Source organism: Streptomyces sp. HUAS MG91 (assembly GCF_040529335.1).
GTDB lineage: Bacteria > Actinomycetota > Actinomycetes > Streptomycetales > Streptomycetaceae > Streptomyces > Streptomyces tabacisoli.
Genome location: NZ_CP159534.1, coordinates 4,412,854 through 4,431,772, shown reverse-complemented (window position 1 = coordinate 4,431,772; position 18,919 = coordinate 4,412,854). Strand labels below are relative to the sequence as shown.

Here is an 18,919-nt window from a genome sequence, read left to right as displayed (position 1 = left end):
GCCGGCGCCGGTCGACCGCGGCGCCCCGATCACCGGTCCGCCCGGAAGGACGCCTTGGCCGGGAAGGCGATGCCGGTGCAGCCGTGGCGGCGGGCCTGGTCGTCGACGTAGGTCCGGAAGATCCGCTCGTAGGCGGGCGCCGCCACTCTCGCGTACGCGGAGGACAGGGTCAGGGTGTGCACGCGGGGCTTTCCGGCGCAGACCGAGGAGGCCCACCAGACCGGCTCCTCGGTGTCGCGGCCCGCCTCGCCCGGCTCGGCGTCGACCGGAGTGTCCGATGCAGCGGTGCTGCGCAGTCGCACGTTCCGCGCGGCATCGCCGGAGTAGGTGTGGAAGGCCGCGAAGTATCTGCCGGGACGGTCCGGGGCGTAGACACTGTCCAGGCCGTCGCCCCGCGTAGCCCAGACCGCGCTCGCCCGACGTGCGGAGAGGACGAGGGCGCACCGCTCGTCCCAGGCTCTGGGGTCGGCGCGGCTCTCCAGGACCTGATCGGCGGACTCGCCGCCCTCCGCCAGACCGGCGCTGCGGTACCAGGCGCAGGTGCCGTCGGCCTCGACGGCGGGGGTGGGGCCCTCGGGAAGCGCGGGGATGTCGTCCGGGGCGTCGGGCAGCCGGTCGGCGCAGCCCGCGCGCTCGGCGAGCCGGTTCGCGGTGGTCACGGCGGTCTCCGCGAGGACGCTCCGGTCGTGCCCGGTCAGCTGGCCCCGCTCGGTGAACGGCGACTCGGACTCCGTGAGCCCGGCCGACGCCCACAGCGTCCCCACCGGCCGCCCGTCGAGACGCCCCCGCGCACACGGCAGATGGACGGTGACCGCCGTGTCGCCGACGGTCCCCGCGATGCCGCCGCCGAGCGGCTGCTCGGGATAGACGTGCGCGCTGTAGGGACCGGCGGGATCCAGCAGGTCGTCCGACGGGTCCTCAGGGGTGAACGGCGACTCCTGGGCCACCGACCCCATCGCCCCGGTGAAGAACCAGCGCTCGCCGCTGTGCGAACCCGACTTCTCCCCTGCCTCGGTGCTGAATATCTCGCAGTCCTCGCCGTCGGCCAGGCCGTCGAGCTGGACGGTGCCCTCGTCGGCGTCCCGGTGCGTGATGGTGCCGCCCGCCGGGGACAGGGCCAGCACCCGGCCCGCCGGCACCAGCCCCGCGCACGCCTCGTCGATCTGGTGCCGGGCGCTCAGGACCTGCCAGATCTCCTTGCCGCTCCAGCCGATGCCGACCACGGCGACCAGGCAGAACAGCACATTGGCGGACTTCCGCGCCCATTCCGGTACTCGCATGGCTCCCCCGTCCCCCGGCGCCACGACTCCCCCTCGCGCGACGCACCACCGAAGCTATCAAGCACCACTGACAACGCGTCAGCGAAAGGCCCCGCCCGGGACATCCCGGGCGGGGCCTCCACACACGTACGAACCGTCAGGCGAAGATGCCCGGCAGCGTCTCCTCGTGGGCCACGCGCAGTTCGGCGAGCGACAGGGCGAACTCGCCCTGGACGTCCACCGCCGCGTCGTCGCCGGAACCGTCCACGACACCGATGCGGGTGACGGGCAGCCCGCGCGCCCCGCACATGTCGTTGAAGCGGAGCTCCTCGCTGCGCGGAACCGACACGACCGCGCGGCCCGCCGACTCCGAGAAGAGGAACGTGAACGCGTCCAGGCCGTCCGGGACGACCAGGCGCGCGCCCTTCCCGCCGAGCAGCGCCGACTCGATCACGGCCTGGACCAGACCGCCGTCGGACAGGTCGTGCGCGGCGTCGATCATGCCGTCGCGGGAGGCCGAGATCAGGATCTCGCCGAGCAGCCGCTCGCGCTCCAGGTCGACCTTGGGCGGCAGACCGCCGAGGTGGTCGTGGACCACCTGCGACCAGGCCGAACCGCCGAACTCCTCGCGGGTGTCGCCGAGCAGGTAGAGGAGCTGGCCCTCTTCCTGGAAGGCGACCGGGGTGCGCCGGGCCACGTCGTCGATGACGCCGAGGACCGCGACGACCGGCGTCGGGTGGATGGCGGCCTCGCCCGTCTGGTTGTAGAGCGAGACGTTGCCGCCGGTCACCGGGGTGCCGAGCTGGAGGCAGCCGTCGGCGAGACCACGGATGGCCTCGGCGAACTGCCACATGACGGCCGGGTCCTCGGGCGAACCGAAGTTGAGGCAGTCGGACACCGCGAGCGGCTTGGCGCCGGTCGTGGCGACGTTGCGGTACGCCTCCGCCAGCGCGAGCTGCGCGCCCGTGTACGGGTCGAGCTTCGCGAACCGGCCGTTGCCGTCGGTCGCGAGGGCGACGCCGAGGCCGGACTCCTCGTCGATGCGGATCATGCCCGAGTCCTCGGGCTGCGCGAGGACGGTGTTGCCCTGCACGAAGTGGTCGTACTGCTGGGTGATCCACTTCTTCGACGCCTGGTTCGGCGACGCGACCAGCGCGAGGACCTGCTGCTTCAGCTCGTCCGAACTCGTCGGCCGGGGCAGCTTGTTGGCGTCGTCGGCCTGGAGCGCGTCCTGCCACTCGGGGCGGGCGTAGGGGCGCTCGTAGACCGGGCCGTCGTGCGCGACCGTGCGCGGGTCGACGTCGACGATCTTCTCGCCGTGCCAGAAGATCTCCAGGCGGTCGCCGTCGGTCACCTCACCGATGACGGTGGCGATGACGTCCCACTTCTCGCAGATCTCCAGGAACCGGTCGACCTTGCCCGGCTCGACGACGGCGCACATGCGCTCCTGCGACTCGCTCATGAGGATCTCCTCAGGAGAGAGCGTGGAGTCGCGCAGCGGTACGTCGTCCAGCTCGACGCGCATACCGCCCGAGCCGTTGGACGCCAGCTCGGAGGTCGCACAGGAGATACCGGCCGCCCCGAGGTCCTGGATGCCGACGACGAGCTTCTCGGCGAACGCCTCCAGGGTGCACTCGATGAGCAGCTTCTCCTGGAACGGGTCGCCGACCTGCACGGCGGGGCGCTTCGACGGCTTGGCGTCGTCGAAGGTCTCGGAGGCCAGGATGGAGGCGCCGCCGATGCCGTCGCCGCCGGTCCGGGCGCCGTACATGATGACCTTGTTGCCCGCGCCGGACGCCTTCGCGAGGTGGATGTCCTCGTGCCGCATGACGCCGATGGCACCGGCGTTGACCAGCGGGTTGCCCTGGTAGCAGGAGTCGAAGACGACCTCGCCGCCGATGTTCGGCAGGCCCAGGCAGTTGCCGTAGCCGCCGATGCCGGCGACGACGCCGGGCAGCACGCGCTTGGTGTCGGGGTGGTCGGCCGCGCCGAAGCGCAGCGGGTCCACGACGGCGACCGGGCGGGCGCCCATGGCGATGATGTCGCGCACGATGCCGCCGACGCCGGTGGCCGCGCCCTGGTAGGGCTCGACGTACGACGGGTGGTTGTGCGACTCGACCTTGAAGGTCACGGCGTAGCCCTGGCCGACGTCCACGACGCCCGCGTTCTCACCGATGCCGACGAGCATCGCGTCGGACTGCGGGGCCTTCTCGCCGAACTGGCGCAGGTGCACCTTGGACGACTTGTACGAGCAGTGCTCGGACCACATGACGGAGTACATGGCGAGCTCGGCGCCGGTCGGGCGGCGGCCCAGGATCTCGACGACCCGGTCGTACTCGTCCTTCTTCAGGCCGAGTTCGGCCCAGGGAAGCGGGGTGTCGGGCGTCTTGGACGCGTTCTCTACGGTGTCGAGGCTCATGAGGCGGCGACCAGCTTCTTGAGGATCGAGGTGAAGAAGGGCAGGCCGTCGGTGCGGCCGGACCCGACGAGGGGCTCGACGGCGTGCTCCGGGTGCGGCATCAGGCCCACGACGTTGCCCGCCGCGTTGGTGATGCCGGCGATGTCGCGGAGCGAGCCGTTCGGGTTCACGTCCAGGTAGCGGAAGACGACGCGGCCCTCCGCCTCCAGCTCGTCGAGCGTGCGCTCGTCGGCGACGTAGCGCCCGTCCATGTTCTTCAGCGGGATGTGGATCTCCTGGCCCGCCGCGTAGTCGGACGTCCAGGCCGTGCCCGCGTTCTCCACCCGCAGCTTCTGGTCGCGGCAGATGAAGTGCAGGTGGTCGTTGCCCAGCATCGCGCCGGGGAGCAGATGGGCCTCGGTGAGGACCTGGAAACCGTTGCAGATACCGAGGACGGGCAGGCCCGCCTTCGCCTGCTCGATCAGGGTCTCCATGACCGGCGAGAACCGCGAAATGGCGCCCGCGCGCAGGTAATCGCCGTAGCTGAAACCGCCCGGCAGGACCACCGCGTCGACCTGCTTCAGGTCCTTGTCCTTGTGCCAGAGAGCGACCGGCTCCGCGCCCGCGAGGCGGATCGCGCGCTGGGTGTCCCTGTCGTCGAGCGAGCCGGGAAAGGTGACGACGCCAATACGAGCGGTCACTTTTCGGCTCCGACCGCGAGCTCTTCGACCTTCACGGTGAAGTTCTCGATCACGGTGTTGGCGAGGAAGGTTTCCGCCAGCTCATGGATACGGGCGAGCGCGGCGTCGTCCACCGGCCCGTCCACCTCGAGCTCGAAACGCTTTCCCTGGCGGACGTCGGAGATGCCGTCGAAACCGAGGCGCGGCAGTGCACGCTGCACCGCCTGGCCCTGGGGGTCGAGGATCTCCGGCTTGAGCATGACGTCGACTACGACGCGTGCCACTGGCACTCCCGGTGTGTGGTGCTGAGCAGGTCCGTTCAGAGTACCCGCCCAAATCTTCTACTCGCGTAGACAGTAGGAATCTACGAGAGCCGGATCACGTTACGGCAACGACATGAGATCCGCACGGAAAATTAAGGGAAAGACACCGAAACACAGCGGCATATCTGCGGCGGCAGACACGCGGAGGTTTTTAAATGGTCTTCCCTCGGCAATGCCGGACAAGGTAAAAAGGAATGGGCAGAAACCGGAAACAGACCGGAACAGTCGACATCGCCGCACGTCAAAGCGGGGATGCCGGACGAAGGGACCGATATTCGTGGCGCAGCGTGTCGTGGTCACTCTCTTTGACGACATCGACGGCTCAGAAGCGGCGGAAACGGTCGCCTTCGGTCTCGACGGCAAGTCGTACGAGATCGACCTGAATCAAGCCAATGCGAAACAGCTCCGCAAGGCGCTGGCCCCGTACCTCCAGGCCGGCCGCAAGCGGAACAGCCGGGCGAACAGGCCCGACAAGGCGGCCAAGGTGTTCAAGCACACAGCCGTGAACCCCGACCCGGCCGCCGTCCGCGCCTGGGCCCGCTCGAACCAGCTGGACGTGCCGCCGCGCGGCCGCATCCCCAAGCGGATCTACGAGGAGTTCGCGAAGGCCAACTGAGGGCGGCGCGGGGCCCGCGACCACCCCGTCAGATGCCCCTCGCGGCAACCGACTTGCGCTGCACCCCCAGCGGTCGGCTAGAGTCTGGAGCACGCCGAGGGGCAAGGCCGCAGGGTCGGACCCCGAGGAGTACATGCGGGTGTAGTTCAGTAGTAGAACATCCCCCTTCCAGGGGGAAGGCGCAGTGTGCAATTCCTGTCACCCGCTCCGCATCGCGTACCGACCGCCCTCCGGGGTGCGGTAGGCTGATGCTCGCGCCGATCGGTGAAAGCCGGTCGGAGGCAGTGCGAACGTAGCTCAGTTGGTAGAGCGCAACCTTGCCAAGGTTGAGGTCGCGAGTTCGAACCTCGTCGTTCGCTCCAGTACGAAGGCCCGGATCCCCCAGGGATCCGGGCCTTCGGCGTTTCCGGCACACCCTCGACGCCGTCTGACATTTGTCATGAACGTCGATGACAGCGCGCACTGCCGCCCGGCCCCGTCCGCCGGAAGGCTTGAACCATGACCAACAACGAGCGCGTGATCGACGTCACTGATCTGCGCCGCGTGTACGGGGACAAGCGGGGGTCCTTCGAGGCGGTGCGCGGAGTGAGCTTCTCCGTGGGCCGCGGCGAACTCTTCGCCCTCCTCGGCACCAACGGCGCGGGCAAGACCTCCACCGTGGAGCTCCTGGAAGGGCTCGCGGCACCGGCCGGCGGCCGGGTGCGGATCCTCGGCCACGACCCGTACACCGAACGGGACCTGGTGCGGCCGCGGATCGGCGTGATGCTCCAGGAGGGCGGCTTCCCCTCCGAGCTGACCGTCACCGAGACCGTCCGCATGTGGGCCGGGTGCACCAGCGGGGCGCGGCCCGTCGGGGAGGCCCTGGAGATGGTCGGGCTCGGCGGGCGGCGCGGCACGGTCCGGGTCAAGCAGCTGTCGGGCGGCGAGAAGCGGCGCCTCGACCTGGCGCTCGCCCTGCTCGGCCGCCCCGAGGTGCTCTTCCTCGACGAACCCACCACCGGGCTCGACGCCGAGGGGCGCCGGGAGACCTGGGAACTGGTCCGCGCACTGCGCGCCGAGGGCACCACCGTGCTGCTGACCACGCACTACCTCGAAGAGGCCGAGGACCTGGCCGACCGGCTCGCGATCCTGCACGAGGGGCGGATCGCCGCCGAGGGCCGCGTCGACGAGGTCGTCGCCGCCCAGCCCTCGCACATCTCCTTCGAACTGCCCGAGGGATATCTCCTCGGCGACCTGCCGCCGCTCGCTCCGCTCGGGATCACCGGGCACGAGACCGAGGGCCGGATCGTCCGGCTGCGCACCGACGAACTCCAGCGTGCCGCGACCGGGCTGCTGCTCTGGGCCCGGGACGCCGGAATCGAACTGCGGCGGCTCGACGTCCGCGGCGCCTCCCTCGAAGAGGCGTTCCTGCGGATCGCGCGGAACGCGAAGGACGGCACGGAAGACGGCACGGGCGAGGCCCGGCAGAAGGAGATGGCGGCATGAGCACGGTGGCGACGACGACCTCCGCGGGGCGGCTCGCCTCGCTCGCACGGGCCGAGTTCACCCTCATCGGACGCAGCAAGGGCGTGCTGTTCACCGCGGTGTTCGTACCGCTCGTGCTGCCCCTCAGCCTCTCCCGGTCGTTGGACAAGGGGAACCTGAAGGACGCCGGGCTGAACCTCGGCACCGTCATGATCTCCTCGGCGATCGCGTTCTCCCTGCTCTTCGCCGTGTACAGCGCGCTGGTCAGCGTCTACGCGTCACGGCGCGAGGAACTCGTCCTCAAGCGCCTGCGCACCGGGGAGCTGCGCGATCTGGAGATCCTCGCCGGGGCCGCGGTGCCGTCCGTGGTGATCGGGCTCGTCCAGTGCGCCGCGGTGGCCGCCGTGTGCACGGTCGCGCTCGACGCGGGGGCGCCCGATGCTCCGCAACTGGTGCTGCTCGGCGTCCTGTTGGGCATCCCGCTGTGCGTCGCGCTCGCCGCCCTCACCACGGTGTTCAGCCGCAGCGTGGAGAGCGCGCAGGTCGCCGCGATGCCGATGCTGCTGGTGTCGATGATCGGCTCCGGCGCGGCCGTCCCGCTGGAGATGCTGCCGGACCGGGTCGCGGCCGTGTGCGAGTTCCTGCCGCTGACGTCGGCGCTCACACTCGTACGGGGCGGCTGGAGCGGCACCCTGTCCGGCGGGGAGGCCCTGAAGGCGGTCGCCGTGGCGGTGGCCTGGATCGGGATCGCGGTGTTTGCTGTCCAGAAGCGGTTCCGGTGGGAACCGCGGCGTTGACGGCAGGAGGAGCTTCGGTGGCGCGGGTTCGGTGGCGGGACCGCAGCAAGATCGAGCGGGTGGAGTGGCAGAGCCGCTTCACGCTGGCGGCGGTGAACTGGCTGTTCCTGCTCGCCTGGTCGGGCAGCGGCCTCGCCGGGAGCCTGCGCGGCGAGCCGACGGCGTTCGCCCTCGGGATCGCGCTCGTCGTGGTGAACATCGCGCAGTGCCTGGTCGCCGGCCGGCACACCGGCCTCGCCCTCGACCAGTACCTCGGGCGCGGGACGGTGCCCCGGGCCCTGACGGTCGTCGCGGGGGCCCTCACCGTCGTCGCGTTCGCGCTGATCGCGGCCATCGTGGCCACCGACAGCAACCGGAGCGGGCTGATCGCGATGCCGCTGCTGTTCGCGCCGATGCCCTTCGGCGGGGCGTACTCGCTGATGGTGCCGGTCCGCCGGTTCATCCGGGAGTCGGCCGTGGTCATCGCGGTCGTCCTCGCGGTCAGCGCCGCCCTCGGGAACGTCTCGACGAGCCTGTTCGCCGAGGCCGCGGTCCTCGCCCTGGGCGCCGCGCTCGCGCTCGGCTCCTACCGGTGCAGCGCCTGGAACCTCTCCGTCATGTGGGAGTCCGAGCGGGCCCGCGAGACCAAGGCGCTGCTCGCCGTCGCCGAGGAGCGGCTGCGTTTCGGCCGCGATCTGCACGACGTCATGGGCCGCAACCTCTCCGTCGTCGCCCTCAAGAGCGAGCTCGCGGTCCAGCTCGCCCGGCGCGGCCGGACCGAGGCCGCCGTCGCGCAGATGGTCGAGGTGCAGCGCATCGCGCGAGAGTCGCAGAAGGAGGTGCGCGATGTCGTACGGGGATATCGCGAGGCCGATCTCACGGTCGAGCTGGCCGGTGCGCGCGGAGTGCTGGACGCCGCCGGGATCACCTGCACGGTGACCGGGTCGGCGGCCGGGCTGCCCGACGCGGTGCAGGCGGCGCTGGGCTGGGTGGTGCGGGAGGCGACGACCAATGTGCTGCGGCACGGGGACGCCAAGACCTGCCGGATAGAACTGGGGACCGGAGCGGAGGACGTGGTGCTGACCGTGGAGAACGACGGGGCCGGCGACGGCGCGGAGACCGGGTCCGGCTCCGGACTCGCCGGGCTGCGGGAGCGGCTCGCCGTCCTGGACGGCGAGTTGGCGGCGGGCAGGGTCCGCAAGGGCGTGTTCCAGGTACGGGCGCGCGTACCGCTGCCCGGGACCGCCGGCCACGACTCCGTACACAAGGAGCGGGAGAGCGCCCGATGACCGTACGCGTCCTGCTCGCCGACGACGAGCACCTGATCCGGGGCGCGCTGGCCGCCCTCCTCGCGCTGGAGGACGACCTGGTGGTGGTCGCCGAGGCCGCGACCGGGCCCGAGGCGCTGGCCATGGCGCGGGCGCACCGACCGGACATCGCCGTGCTCGATCTGCAGATGCCCGGCGCCGACGGTGTGAGTGTGGCCACATCGATCAGGTCGGAGCTGCCCGGCTGCCGCACCATGATCGTGACCAGTCACGGGCGTCCCGGGCACCTCAAGCGGGCGCTCGCCGCCGGGGTGCGCGGCTTCGTGCCGAAGACCGTGAGCGCCCAGCAGCTCGCCGAGATCATCCGGACCGTGCACGCCGGAAACCGCTATGTGGACCCGGAGTTGGCCGCCGACGCGATCTCCTCCGGCGACTCCCCGCTGACCGCGCGCGAGGCAGAGGTGCTGGAGCTGGCGGCGGGCGGGGCACCGGTCGCGGAGATCGCCGAGCGGGCCGCCCTGTCCCAGGGGACGGTCCGCAACTATCTGTCGTCGGCCGTCTCCAAGCTGGGGGTGGAGAACCGGCACGCGGCGGCGCGTCTCGCACGCGAGCGGGGTTGGGTATAGTTGGCGTCGCGCTTCGGCGCACGGAGCACCGCGAAAGCGGCGCTTTGCGAACGTAGCTCAGTTGGTAGAGCGCAACCTTGCCAAGGTTGAGGTCGCGAGTTCGAACCTCGTCGTTCGCTCCGGAAAAAGAACCCCGGTCCTCTCGGACCGGGGTTCTTTCGTCACAGGCTCCAGGGCGTGCCGGTCAGCAGCTCGAACGCCTCGATGTACTTGGCGCGGGTCGCCGCGACGACCTCGTCGGGGAGGGCCGGCGGCGGGGTCTCGCTCCTGCGGTCCCAGCCGGACGCCTCCGACGTCAGCCAGTCCCGTACGAACTGCTTGTCGTAGCTGGGCTGGGCGCGGCCCGGCTGCCACTGGTCGGCCGGCCAGAACCGGGACGAGTCCGGGGTCAGCACCTCGTCGGCGAGGATCAGCGTGCCGTCCTTGTCGAAGCCGAACTCGAACTTGGTGTCCGCCAGGATGATCCCGCGCTCGCGCGCGATGTCCCGGGCCCGGCTGTACACGGCGAGGGTCGCCTGGCGCAGCTGCGCCGCGGTCTCCGCGCCGACCTGGCGGGCCACCTCCTCGTAGCTCACGTTCTCGTCGTGCTCGCCGACCTCGGCCTTGGTGGCGGGCGTGAAGATCGGGGCGGGCAGCTCCGAGCCGTCCTCCAGGCCGTCGGGGAGGGCGAGGCCGCAGACCGTGCGCGACGCGTTGTACTCGACCAGGCCGGAGCCGGTGAGATAGCCGCGGGCGACCGCCTCGACCGGGACCATGTCCAGGCTCTTGCAGACGAGGGTGCGGCCCGCCCAGTCGGCGGGGGCGCCTTCGGGCAGCTCGGTGGACAGGACGTGGTTCGGGATCAGGTCCTTGAGCTGGTCGAACCACCACAGGGAGAGCTGGGTGAGCACCTTGCCCTTGTCCGGGATGGGGCTGGGCAGCACCCAGTCGTAGGCGGAGATGCGGTCGGTGGCGACCATCACGAGGTCGCCCGCCTCGTTGCGGTACAGGTCCCGCACCTTGCCGGTGTGGAGATGCACCAGGCCCGGCACCTGAAGCGGCTCGGGCTTTTCGACGAATCCGGACACGGTTCCTCCCCGTGGTTCTGTACAAGTACCTCTGATTCTCCCGTACGAGGGAGTGGGCCTTGGCCAGGGGTCCGGCTCGGGGAGCCGGCCTCAGTCCCGTTTGCAGATGCGGTCCAGGAGATTGGCCGTCGCCCGCTGGATACGGGGGTCGACGTGCCCGGGGCGGTCCAGGGCCGGGGACCAGGCGAACGTCCCGGACGCGAAGACCAGCGACCCGGACGGGGCCCGGTACAGCGAGGTCTCCTGGTGCCGGCGGACCTTGTCGCCGTCCCGGTAGGGGGAGTGCGCCAGGAGGATCCGGTCCTCGTGGTCGGGCAGGGCGGTGCGCGGGAAGTAGCGGTCGGCCTCACCGGCCACCAGGCCCTCGATCTCGTCGCCCTCGTGCGCGCCCGTCGCCTCCCACAGCCAGTGGTCCGCGTTCCGCACGACCATCGGGTGCGGTTCGGGGACCCGGCCCGCGTACTGGATGCCCATGAGCTGCTGCTCGGGCCGGTCGATCTCCCGCCACAGCGCCGCCTTCCCCGGGCCGCGGCGCTTGCGGCAGGTCAGCAGGCGGTCCGGGACGCCGGACGCGGACGGGCCCAGCTCCACCTGCCAGTACATGGTGTTGGCCGACAGGAAGACCAGGGACGTGCCGTGCTCGCGGGCCAGCTCGGTCGTACGCCGCATGTTCGCCGACCAGTACTCGTCGTGGCCGGGGAAGACCAGGCCGCGGTAGCGCGTCGGATCGACCCGGCCCGCGTGCAGGTCGCGGGCGTCGGCGTACGCCAGGTCGTAGCCGTAGCGCTCCGCCCAGCGGATGAAGTCGTACGCGTGGCCGACGTGCAGGGGCAGACCCGCGCCCGCGTACGGGCGGTCGAAGGAGACCGTGATCGCGGCCTCGCTCTCGCCGAGCAGCCGGCCCTCCTCGTCCCACGCGTGGTAGAGGCTGGCGCCGGTGTGGCCGTCCTCCGGGTACAGGTTGTACGCCTGCCAGGTGATGTCCGGCAGCAGCAGGAGCAGATCAGCCGGGCGGTTGTCCCGCACCGTGAACGGGACGTGCGAGCGGTGGCCGTCGGCGGTGGTCAGGACCGCCACGTACGCCCCGACGTTCCAGAACGACGGGATCTGCAGCCGCCAGGACTGCCACCAGTGGTGGCAGGAGACCGTGCGGTCCACCGACAGCGGCGCGGGCTGGACGATGCCGGAGAGCCGGGGGCTCGTGGTGATCTTGGAGGCGCCGTCCCCGCCGTAGTGCCCGATCCGGTAGATGTCCACGCTGAACTGCTGGGGCGGGTCGACCGTGATGTGGAAGTCGATCGCCTCGCCGGGCGCGGCCGCGCCGGTGGAGGTGAAGCCCTTGATCTGGCGGTGCACGTCGTCGGCGGTACGGGGGCCGCTGGTGCGCGGGCTCGGGATGGCCGTGGTGTTCGTGGAGCCGGGCTGCGCCAGGTCGACGTACCAGGGGACGACCTGGCCGGTGTCGTCGAAGTAGGTCTCACTGCCGCGCAGCCAGGGCAGCGGGCCCTGGCCGAAGGGGTCGCTGACGGCGTGTGCCATCGCGCCGGACTCCCAGCGGCGGGTGCGGGGGCGCGGGGGCGGTACGGCACCGCCTCCGACCCGCTCCTCGGGGTGCTCCGCCCTCTCCGGACCCAGCGCCATGTGTGTTCCCCTCCCTCGCTCCCCCGAGCCGAGCGCGGATGTCGGGTCCGCTCCGCGCGCCTGTCTGTCACGCCCGCTCGTCGCGTCCTTCCGCACGGCCGTCCCGCCCGTCCGCCTGTTGTGTCCGCGACCGGTCCCAGCACATCACATTACGCACGCGGTCCGTCACCGTTCGTCGTGAATTGACGGGACAGGAACGATTCCCTCCGGGGCGTGCTTCGGCACGCATGTGGTCATACCAGACGTACGGGCTTCTCGGGCCGGATCCCGAGGCGGGTCAGCCAGCCCTTGAGCGGCTCGGGGTCGCCGTCCTCGACCAGGCTCAGCACGCGGGGCGCGAGGTCGGCCGCGCGCTCACCGCCGACCAGCAGTGACGGGCCGTCCAGCCAGTCCAGGCCCGGGGTCGCGCCGGCCGTGTCCACGGCGGCGCAGCAGACCATCGCGGTGACGTGGTCGGCCAGCAGCTCGCGGCCGGTGCGCGGGGGCTGGAGCGGGAAGAGCGGGAGGGCGCCCTCGTCCCACAGCGCGCCGTCCGGGCCCTGTCCCGCCGGGGCGACCGGCGGCGCCGGGCGCTCCTGCTCCTCGCGGGCCAGCTCGGCGGAGAGGCCCGCGGAGAGGGATTCCACCTCGGGGCGGGGGGTGGTGTCCTCGGGGTCGTCTAGATCGAAGGCGACGGGGTCCACCGGGTCTTCGGGGTCGGCGGGGTCTTCGAGGTCGGCCGGGGCGTTCGAGGCGGCCGGGGTGTTCGGGTCGGCCGGGGCCAGGGGGGCCTCAGGGCGGGTGTCCGGGGCGTTCGGGGCCTCGGGGGCGTCCGGGGTGCCGGAAGGGGCCTGTGGGGCCTGTGGGGCCTGTGGGGCCTGTGGGGCCTGTGGGGCCTGTGGGGCCTGTGGGGCCTGTGGGGCCTCTGTGGGCGTCGTCAGGTGGTCCAGGATCCGAGCCAGGGTCGGGCCCTCCGGAGCCGCGGCGGAGGCGGACCCGCTGTCCACGCCGAGGGTGTCGAGGACCCGGTGCAGACGGGCGGCGTCCGTGCGCCACTTCCGGTCCACGACCTCGTCCGGATACTCCTGCCAGTCGACCGGCGCCCAGTCCGGGCCGGACTCGGCGGGGCCGCCGTGGAAGAGGCGGGCGGCGAGCAGCGAGGCCGCCTCGTCGACGGTGCCGGGCTCCTCCAGCAGATCGCAGGCGGGGCGCTCGCCGAGCCGGGACGCGAACGTCCCGTTCTGCGCGGCCAGGCGGTCGCGGCGGGACAGCTCGGTCAGGGCCGCGACCACGCCCGCGTCCAGCCGGGACGGCCAGCGGCCCATCCGCCAGGCGGGCAGCGCGACCCGGGTGAGGAGACGGTCCCAGCCCGCGTACGCGAGTCCGACCTGCTCCTGGGCGACGATCCGCAGGCCGTAGTCCACGGCCTGTGCGCGCTCGGCGGCCGCCGCGGCGACCCCGCGCTCCATCTCGGCGGCGTGGATCCGGCATCCGCTCAGCATCTGCCGGGCGACCCAGCCGACGGCGCCCAGGACGCTCCGGGCGAGCGGCCCGCGGTCGGGCGCGGCGGCGACCGCCACGGCGGCGTCCAGGCCGCGCACGAAGCGCCGGGCGGCGGCTATGTCGGGGTGCGCCGAGGGTCCCGTACCGGCGACGACCGGGGCGAGGACGGCGCGCAGCTCGGCCACCCGCATCCACCACAGGAACGGGGAGCCGATCACGAGGACGGGCGCGACCGGGGCGGCGGCCCGCTGTGCAGGGTCCGCGGGTGTCTCGCGGCGGCGGGGCGGGCCGTGCGCGGGGTGCGTGCGGTCCTCCAGCCAGCTGTCGCAGTCCGGGGTGAGCGCTATCGCCGACGGCGCCGGGACGTCGAGCCGGTCGGCCAGGTCGCGCACCAGCCGGTAAAGATCGGGAGCGGTGTCCTCGGCGATCGGCACGGTCGGGCTGACCGCCGGGCGGGCCCGCGCGACGACGAGCGCGACGCCCGCCGCGGCGAGCAGCACGACCACCGCGACCGCGGAGACCACGATCCGGGCGACGTCCCAGCCCCCGCCCGTCAGATGGCCGGTGGCGCCGCCCGCGAGCAGCACCACGGAGGCGGCCGCGGGCAGCAGGGCGAGCGCCGTCGCCCTGCCGCGGATGCGCAGCACGGCGAGGGCCCGGGAGCGCGCCGCGCGCGCACCCACCTCCGCACCCATACCGGACACGACCGATGTCACCCCCTGCTGCCTCTGCCTTTTGTCCGGCCGGGGGCCGAGGCCCGCGGCAGAACACTGGTGGCGTTGCTCACTCCCCCACTGTGGCACCCGTCACTGACATCGCAATGCCGGTGGTCCGTCTGGTTCTGTCCCCGGCTCCGCCCCGGGTTCGCCTGGGCGGAGTCCGGCTTCAGGGGTGCCCGAACTCCGTGCGCCGCACCCTAGTTGGGCTCCGGTGCGTCGTCAGCCGGATGGGCGAGCGGTCACTCGATGGAATGGCTTTGGGTAAAGGTGGCTGACATGAGGGCGCCGGGCGGGAGAGGGTGGCTCCCGCCCGGCGGCTCGTGCTGCGCGTCGTTCCGGTCAGCTCTCGGCCGCCGCCTTCGCGGCGATGTCCGTGCGGTGCTGGGAGCCGTCGAGCCCGATGCGGCCCACGGCGGCGTACGCGCGCTCGCGGGCCTGTGCGAGATCGCCGCCCGTCGCTGTGACGGACAGCACACGGCCGCCCGCGCTCAGGACCGCTCCGTTCTCGCCGTCGCGCTTGGTCCCGGCGTGCAGGACGTACGCGGACGGGGCATCCTGCGCGGCCACCTCGTCGAGCCCGGTGATCGGGTCGCCGGTGCGCGGGGTGCCCGGGTAGTTGTGCGAGGCGATGACGACCGTGACGGCCGCGTCGTCGCTCCAGCGCAGCGGCTCCAGGTCGGCGAGCGTGCCGTTCGCCGCGGCGAGCAGGACGCCGGCCAGCGGGGTCGCCAGCCGGGCCAGGACCACCTGGGTCTCGGGGTCGCCGAAGCGGGCGTTGAACTCGATGACGCGGATGCCGCGGCCGGTGATGGCGAGACCGGCGTAGAGCAGGCCGGAGAAGGGCGTGCCGCGCCGCTTCATCTCGTCCACGGTCGGCTGGAGGACGGTGTCGAGCACCTCCCGCACCAGCTTCGGGTCGGCCCACGGCAGCGGCGAGTACGCGCCCATGCCGCCGGTGTTCGGGCCCTCGTCGCCGTCGAGTGCCCGCTTGAAGTCCTGGGCGGGCTGGAGCGGAACGACCGTCTCGCCGTCGGTGATCGCGAAGAGCGAGACCTCGGGGCCGTCGAGGAACTCCTCGATGACGACGCGCTCGCACGCGTTCGCGTGGGCGCGCGCCGCGTCGACGTCGTCGGTCACGACGACGCCCTTGCCCGCCGCGAGGCCGTCGTCCTTCACGACGTACGGGGCGCCGAACGCGTCCAGCGCCACGTCGATCTCGGCCGGGGTCGTGCAGACGTACGAGCGGGCCGTGGGCACGCCGGCGCCGGCCATGACGTCCTTGGCGAACGCCTTGGAGCCCTCCAGCTGGGCGGCCTCCCCGGACGGGCCGAAGACCGGGATGCCGGCCTCGCGCACGGCGTCCGCGACGCCCGCCACCAGCGGGGCTTCGGGGCCTACGACGACGAGGTCGGCCTCCAGATTCTTGGCGAGGGCGGCGACCGCCGCACCGTCGAGGGCGTCGACCGCGTGCAGCTCGGCGACCTCGGCGATGCCTGCGTTGCCGGGGGCGCAGTGCAGGGCGGAGACGTCGGGGTCGAGGGACATTGAGCGGCACAGGGCGTGTTCGCGGGCGCCGCTGCCGATGACGAGGACCTTCACGCGGTCAGCCTATCCGGCGTCGGCGGGGGCCCTTGTAGGGGCGTCCCAGGGTGTGGACGGGCGGGGTTTGTGGGTTTCTCCAGGGGCGGTGGTTCGTCGGCCGCGGGTGGTGGGGGTTGCTCGCGCCGTTCCCCGCGCCCCTGGGTTGTGCGTCGGCTGACGGCAGGTGGGGCTTCTCGCGCAGTTCCCCGCGCCCCTGGGGGTGTATGTCGACTGACCGGCTGTGGGGGTTGCTCGCGCAGTTCCCCGCGCCCCTAGGTTGTGCGTCGTCTGACGGCAAGTGGGGGTTCTCGCGCAGTTCCTCGCGCCCCTAGGGGTGTATGTCGGCTGACCGGCTGTGGGGGTTGCTCGCGCAGTTCCTCGCGCCCCTAGGGGTGTACGTCCAAGAGAGGGGCTACTCGTTGGCGAATTCGTCCAGCACCGTCGCGCCCAGCTCGCGGACGATCAGGTCGTGGCCCGACAGGGCGTTCTCGTCCAGGTCCGGGTCGTCGTCCTCCGGGGTGTCGTCCTCCACCGAGACGGGCCGACGGGCCGGTGCCGGGGGCGGCGTCGGAGCGGGATTCGACGAGGCCGGGGCCTGGGACGGAGCCGGAGCCGGTGCGGCCGGCTGGGGAGCGGCGGGCTGCGGGGTCGGCGGGGCAGGGGCGTAGCCACCGCCGCCACCGCCCCCGTAACCCGCGCCGCCACCGGCACCGCCGCCGTAACCGCCTCCGCCGCCATAGCCACCGGCGGGTGCGGGGGCGCCGCCGCCCGAGGCGTCGACGACCGCGTCGATCTTCCACTGGACGTTGAACTGCTCGGCCAGGGCCGCCTTCAGGACCTCTTCGCCACCGCTGCTCGCGAAACGGTCACGCGCGCCCGCGTTCACGAACCCGAGCTGCAAGGTGGTGCCGTCGAAGCCGGTCACCTGGGCGTTCTGGCTGATCAGCATCCAGGTGAAGCGGCGCTTGTTCTTGACCGCCTCCAGGATGTTCGGCCAGAGGGTGCGCGGGTCGGGGCCGCCGGCCGGCGCCGCCGCCATGGGTGCGGGGGCCGCGGCGGGCTCCGGCGCGGGGGCGGATGCGGGTGCGGGCTGCTGCGGCGCGGGCGGCTGTCCGGTGCCGGCGGCCGCCGCGGTGGGCCAGCCACCGGGCCTGCGGCCTCCTCCGGCGGGCGCCGCGGTGGGCCAGGCTCCCGGGGCCTGCGCGGCCTCGGGAGCCGGGGTTGGGGCCGGGGCGGGTGCGGGGGCCTGCGCCTGGACCTCGGGCTGGGCGGGCGCCGGTGCCGGAGGCTGGACCGGTGCCGGGGGCTGAACCGGAGCCTGGGGCTCACCCGGGGCGCCGCCGCGCACCGCCGCGCGGGCCGCCGCCGGGCCGCCGCCGGGCGGGACCTGCGCGGCGGGAGGCACGGCGTGGGCATCGGGACCGGGAACGTACGCCATCGCCGGACCGGGCCCCTGCCCGCCCGGGGTGAAGACGCCGCCGCGTTCGATGCGGTCGAGCCGTGCCATGACCGAGCGCTCGTCGTCGTACGCGGCGGGCAGCAGCACGCGCGCGCAGATCAGCTCCAGCTGGAGTCGCGGCGCGTTGGCCCCGCGCATCTCGGTCAGGCCCTCGTTGACCAGGTCGGCCGCGCGGCTCAGCTCGGCGGCGCCGAACGTGCTCGCCTGCGCCTGCATCCGCTCCACGACATCGGCCGGGGCGTCGATCAGCCCCTTCTCGGCGGCGTCCGGCACGGCGGCCAGGATCACCAGGTCGCGCAGCCGCTCAAGGAGGTCGGAGACGAACCTGCGCGGGTCGTTGCCCCCCTCGATGACCCGGTCCACGACCTCGAACGCGGCCGCGCCGTCACCCGTGGCGAAGGCCTCGATGACGGAGTCGAGCAGCGACGCCTCCGTGTACCCGAGCAGGCCCGTCGCCATGGCGTACGTCACACCCTCCTCGCCGGCACCGGCGAGGAGCTGGTCCATGACGGACATCGAGTCACGCACAGAACCGGCACCGGCCCGCACGACGAGCGGAAGCACGCCGTCCGCGACGGGGATGTCCTCCTTGCCGCACACCTCACCGAGGTAGTCCCGCAGGGTGCCCGGCGGCACGAGCCGGAACGGATAGTGGTGCGTACGCGACCGGATCGTCCCGATGACCTTCTCGGGCTCCGTCGTCGCGAAGATGAACTTGAGGTGCTCCGGCGGCTCCTCGACGACCTTCAGCAGAGCGTTGAACCCCGCCGACGTGACCATGTGGGCCTCGTCGATGATGTAGATCTTGTACCGGCTGCCGGCCGGCCCGAAGAACGCCTTCTCCCGCAGGTCACGAGCGTCGTCGACACCACCGTGCGAGGCCGCGTCGATCTCGATGACGTCGATCGACCCCGGCCCGTTCCTCGCGAGGTCCTGGCAGCTCTGGCACTCGCCGCACGGCGTCGGGGTGGGGCCCTGCTCGCAGTTCAGACAGCGGGCCAGGATGCGCGCGCTGGTCGTCTTGCCGCAGCCGCGCGGACCTGAGAACAGGTACGCGTGATTGACCCGGTTGTTCCGCAGCGCCTGCTGCAACGGGTCGGTGACATGCTCCTGCCCGATGACCTCGGCGAACGACTCCGGGCGATAACGGCGGTACAGCGCGAGAGACGACACGCATACGAGGTTATAGGCGCCCACCGACAACGCGGCCCGCCCCCGCACCGCCCGGGAACGCAAACGCCCCCCACGCACCCGCCAGAGCCAACCTACCCTTGCTGCCTTCCGGCCCTGGGGGAGTTCAGTCAGATAGCGCCACGTGAGGGGCTGCGCCCAGAGTACATGCTCCGGGCCGGTGGAACGAGTTCCCTCCGGGCCAGGGGTAGGCGTTCGCGAGCACCCTCAAACGTCTTGTATTGTTTGCCGCGGAGGATTCGCCTAGTGGCCTAGGGCGCACGCTTGGAAAGCGTGTTGGGGGCAACCCCTCACGAGTTCGAATCTCGTATCCTCCGCAGGCAGAAGGCCCGGACCGAGCAATCGGTCCGGGCCTTCGTCTTTCGCAGT

The 18,919-nt window shown here is 72.3% G+C and carries 14 protein-coding genes, 4 tRNA genes and 1 other RNA gene; 9 read left to right on the top strand and 10 right to left on the bottom strand.

Going from position 1 to position 18,919, the window contains the following annotated elements; all coding sequences use genetic code 11:
* Positions 1 to 29 precede the first annotated feature (29 nt).
* From ABII15_RS20130 to purS, 4 genes are all read right to left on the bottom strand, one after another.
* Positions 30 to 1,280 carry a hypothetical protein gene (locus ABII15_RS20130; RefSeq protein WP_353943717.1) on the bottom strand — a complete coding sequence of 417 codons (1,251 nt, stop codon included), beginning with the start codon at positions 1,278 to 1,280 and terminating at the stop codon, positions 30 to 32.
* Between the two features lie 136 nt (positions 1,281 to 1,416).
* The gene (gene purL / locus ABII15_RS20125) at positions 1,417 to 3,678 is read right to left on the bottom strand and encodes a phosphoribosylformylglycinamidine synthase subunit PurL (protein ID WP_353943716.1); all 2,262 of its coding nucleotides are present in this window, start codon (positions 3,676 to 3,678) and stop codon (positions 1,417 to 1,419) included.
* The gene (purQ, locus tag ABII15_RS20120; RefSeq protein ID WP_353943715.1) at positions 3,675 to 4,358 is read right to left on the bottom strand and encodes a phosphoribosylformylglycinamidine synthase subunit PurQ; all 684 of its coding nucleotides are present in this window, start codon (positions 4,356 to 4,358) and stop codon (positions 3,675 to 3,677) included. Before purQ ends, purL begins: the two co-directional genes overlap by 4 nt.
* Positions 4,355 to 4,621 (bottom strand): phosphoribosylformylglycinamidine synthase subunit PurS, encoded by a 267-nt coding sequence (gene purS / locus ABII15_RS20115; protein WP_188337827.1) that lies wholly within the window; start codon positions 4,619 to 4,621, stop codon positions 4,355 to 4,357. Before purS ends, purQ begins: the two co-directional genes overlap by 4 nt.
* Before the next feature lie 316 nt (positions 4,622 to 4,937).
* Here purS and ABII15_RS20110 point away from each other — a divergent pair, with 316 nt between their 5' ends.
* From ABII15_RS20110 to ABII15_RS20075, 8 genes are all read left to right on the top strand, one after another.
* Complete coding sequence (locus ABII15_RS20110) at positions 4,938 to 5,276, top strand: Lsr2 family protein (RefSeq protein ID WP_353943714.1); 339 nt, start codon at positions 4,938 to 4,940, stop codon at positions 5,274 to 5,276.
* Positions 5,277 to 5,411: 135 nt separating this feature from the next.
* Positions 5,412 to 5,483 (top strand) — tRNA-Gly (locus ABII15_RS20105).
* A 79-nt stretch (positions 5,484 to 5,562) separates the two neighbouring features.
* Positions 5,563 to 5,638 (top strand) — tRNA-Gly (locus tag ABII15_RS20100).
* A gap of 136 nt (positions 5,639 to 5,774) precedes the next feature.
* Positions 5,775 to 6,761 carry an ABC transporter ATP-binding protein gene (locus ABII15_RS20095; RefSeq protein WP_353943713.1) on the top strand — a complete coding sequence of 329 codons (987 nt, stop codon included), beginning with the start codon at positions 5,775 to 5,777 and terminating at the stop codon, positions 6,759 to 6,761.
* Complete coding sequence (locus tag ABII15_RS20090) at positions 6,758 to 7,537, top strand: ABC transporter permease (protein ID WP_353943712.1); 780 nt, start codon at positions 6,758 to 6,760, stop codon at positions 7,535 to 7,537. Before ABII15_RS20095 ends, ABII15_RS20090 begins: the two co-directional genes overlap by 4 nt.
* Before the next feature lie 17 nt (positions 7,538 to 7,554).
* Complete coding sequence (locus tag ABII15_RS20085; protein WP_353943711.1) at positions 7,555 to 8,805, top strand: histidine kinase; 1,251 nt, start codon at positions 7,555 to 7,557, stop codon at positions 8,803 to 8,805.
* Positions 8,802 to 9,410, top strand: a complete 609-nt coding sequence (locus ABII15_RS20080) for a response regulator transcription factor (protein WP_353943710.1) — start codon at positions 8,802 to 8,804, stop codon at positions 9,408 to 9,410. The genes ABII15_RS20085 and ABII15_RS20080 overlap by 4 nt, the downstream gene beginning before the upstream one ends.
* 46 nt (positions 9,411 to 9,456) lie before the next feature.
* A tRNA-Gly gene (locus ABII15_RS20075) sits at positions 9,457 to 9,529 on the top strand.
* 42 nt (positions 9,530 to 9,571) lie between these two features.
* Here ABII15_RS20075 and ABII15_RS20070 read toward each other — a convergent pair.
* The 6 genes from ABII15_RS20070 to ffs all read right to left on the bottom strand — a co-directional run bounded on the left by ABII15_RS20070 (position 9,572) and on the right by ffs (position 18,687).
* Entirely contained in the window at positions 9,572 to 10,477 is a 906-nt protein-coding gene (locus ABII15_RS20070; protein WP_353943709.1) for a phosphoribosylaminoimidazolesuccinocarboxamide synthase, read from the bottom strand.
* A 90-nt stretch (positions 10,478 to 10,567) separates the two neighbouring features.
* On the bottom strand, positions 10,568 to 12,016 hold the full coding sequence (locus tag ABII15_RS20065) for a N,N-dimethylformamidase beta subunit family domain-containing protein (protein WP_353947121.1): 1,449 nt from the start codon (positions 12,014 to 12,016) through the stop codon (positions 10,568 to 10,570).
* A gap of 335 nt (positions 12,017 to 12,351) precedes the next feature.
* The gene (locus tag ABII15_RS20060; protein WP_353947120.1) at positions 12,352 to 14,295 is read right to left on the bottom strand and encodes a hypothetical protein; all 1,944 of its coding nucleotides are present in this window, start codon (positions 14,293 to 14,295) and stop codon (positions 12,352 to 12,354) included.
* 363 nt (positions 14,296 to 14,658) lie between these two features.
* The gene (gene purD / locus ABII15_RS20055) at positions 14,659 to 15,918 is read right to left on the bottom strand and encodes a phosphoribosylamine--glycine ligase (protein WP_353943708.1); all 1,260 of its coding nucleotides are present in this window, start codon (positions 15,916 to 15,918) and stop codon (positions 14,659 to 14,661) included.
* A gap of 394 nt (positions 15,919 to 16,312) precedes the next feature.
* A complete protein-coding gene (locus ABII15_RS20050) occupies positions 16,313 to 18,532 on the bottom strand; it encodes a DNA polymerase III subunit gamma and tau (protein ID WP_353943707.1) in 2,220 nt (739 codons plus the stop codon).
* Between the two features lie 56 nt (positions 18,533 to 18,588).
* Positions 18,589 to 18,687, bottom strand: an RNA gene (gene ffs / locus ABII15_RS20045) — signal recognition particle sRNA small type.
* 95 nt (positions 18,688 to 18,782) lie between these two features.
* On the opposite strand from ffs, the gene ABII15_RS20040 reads away from it, so the two are divergent.
* A tRNA-Ser gene (locus tag ABII15_RS20040) sits at positions 18,783 to 18,867 on the top strand.
* Positions 18,868 to 18,919: the final 52 nt, after the last annotated feature.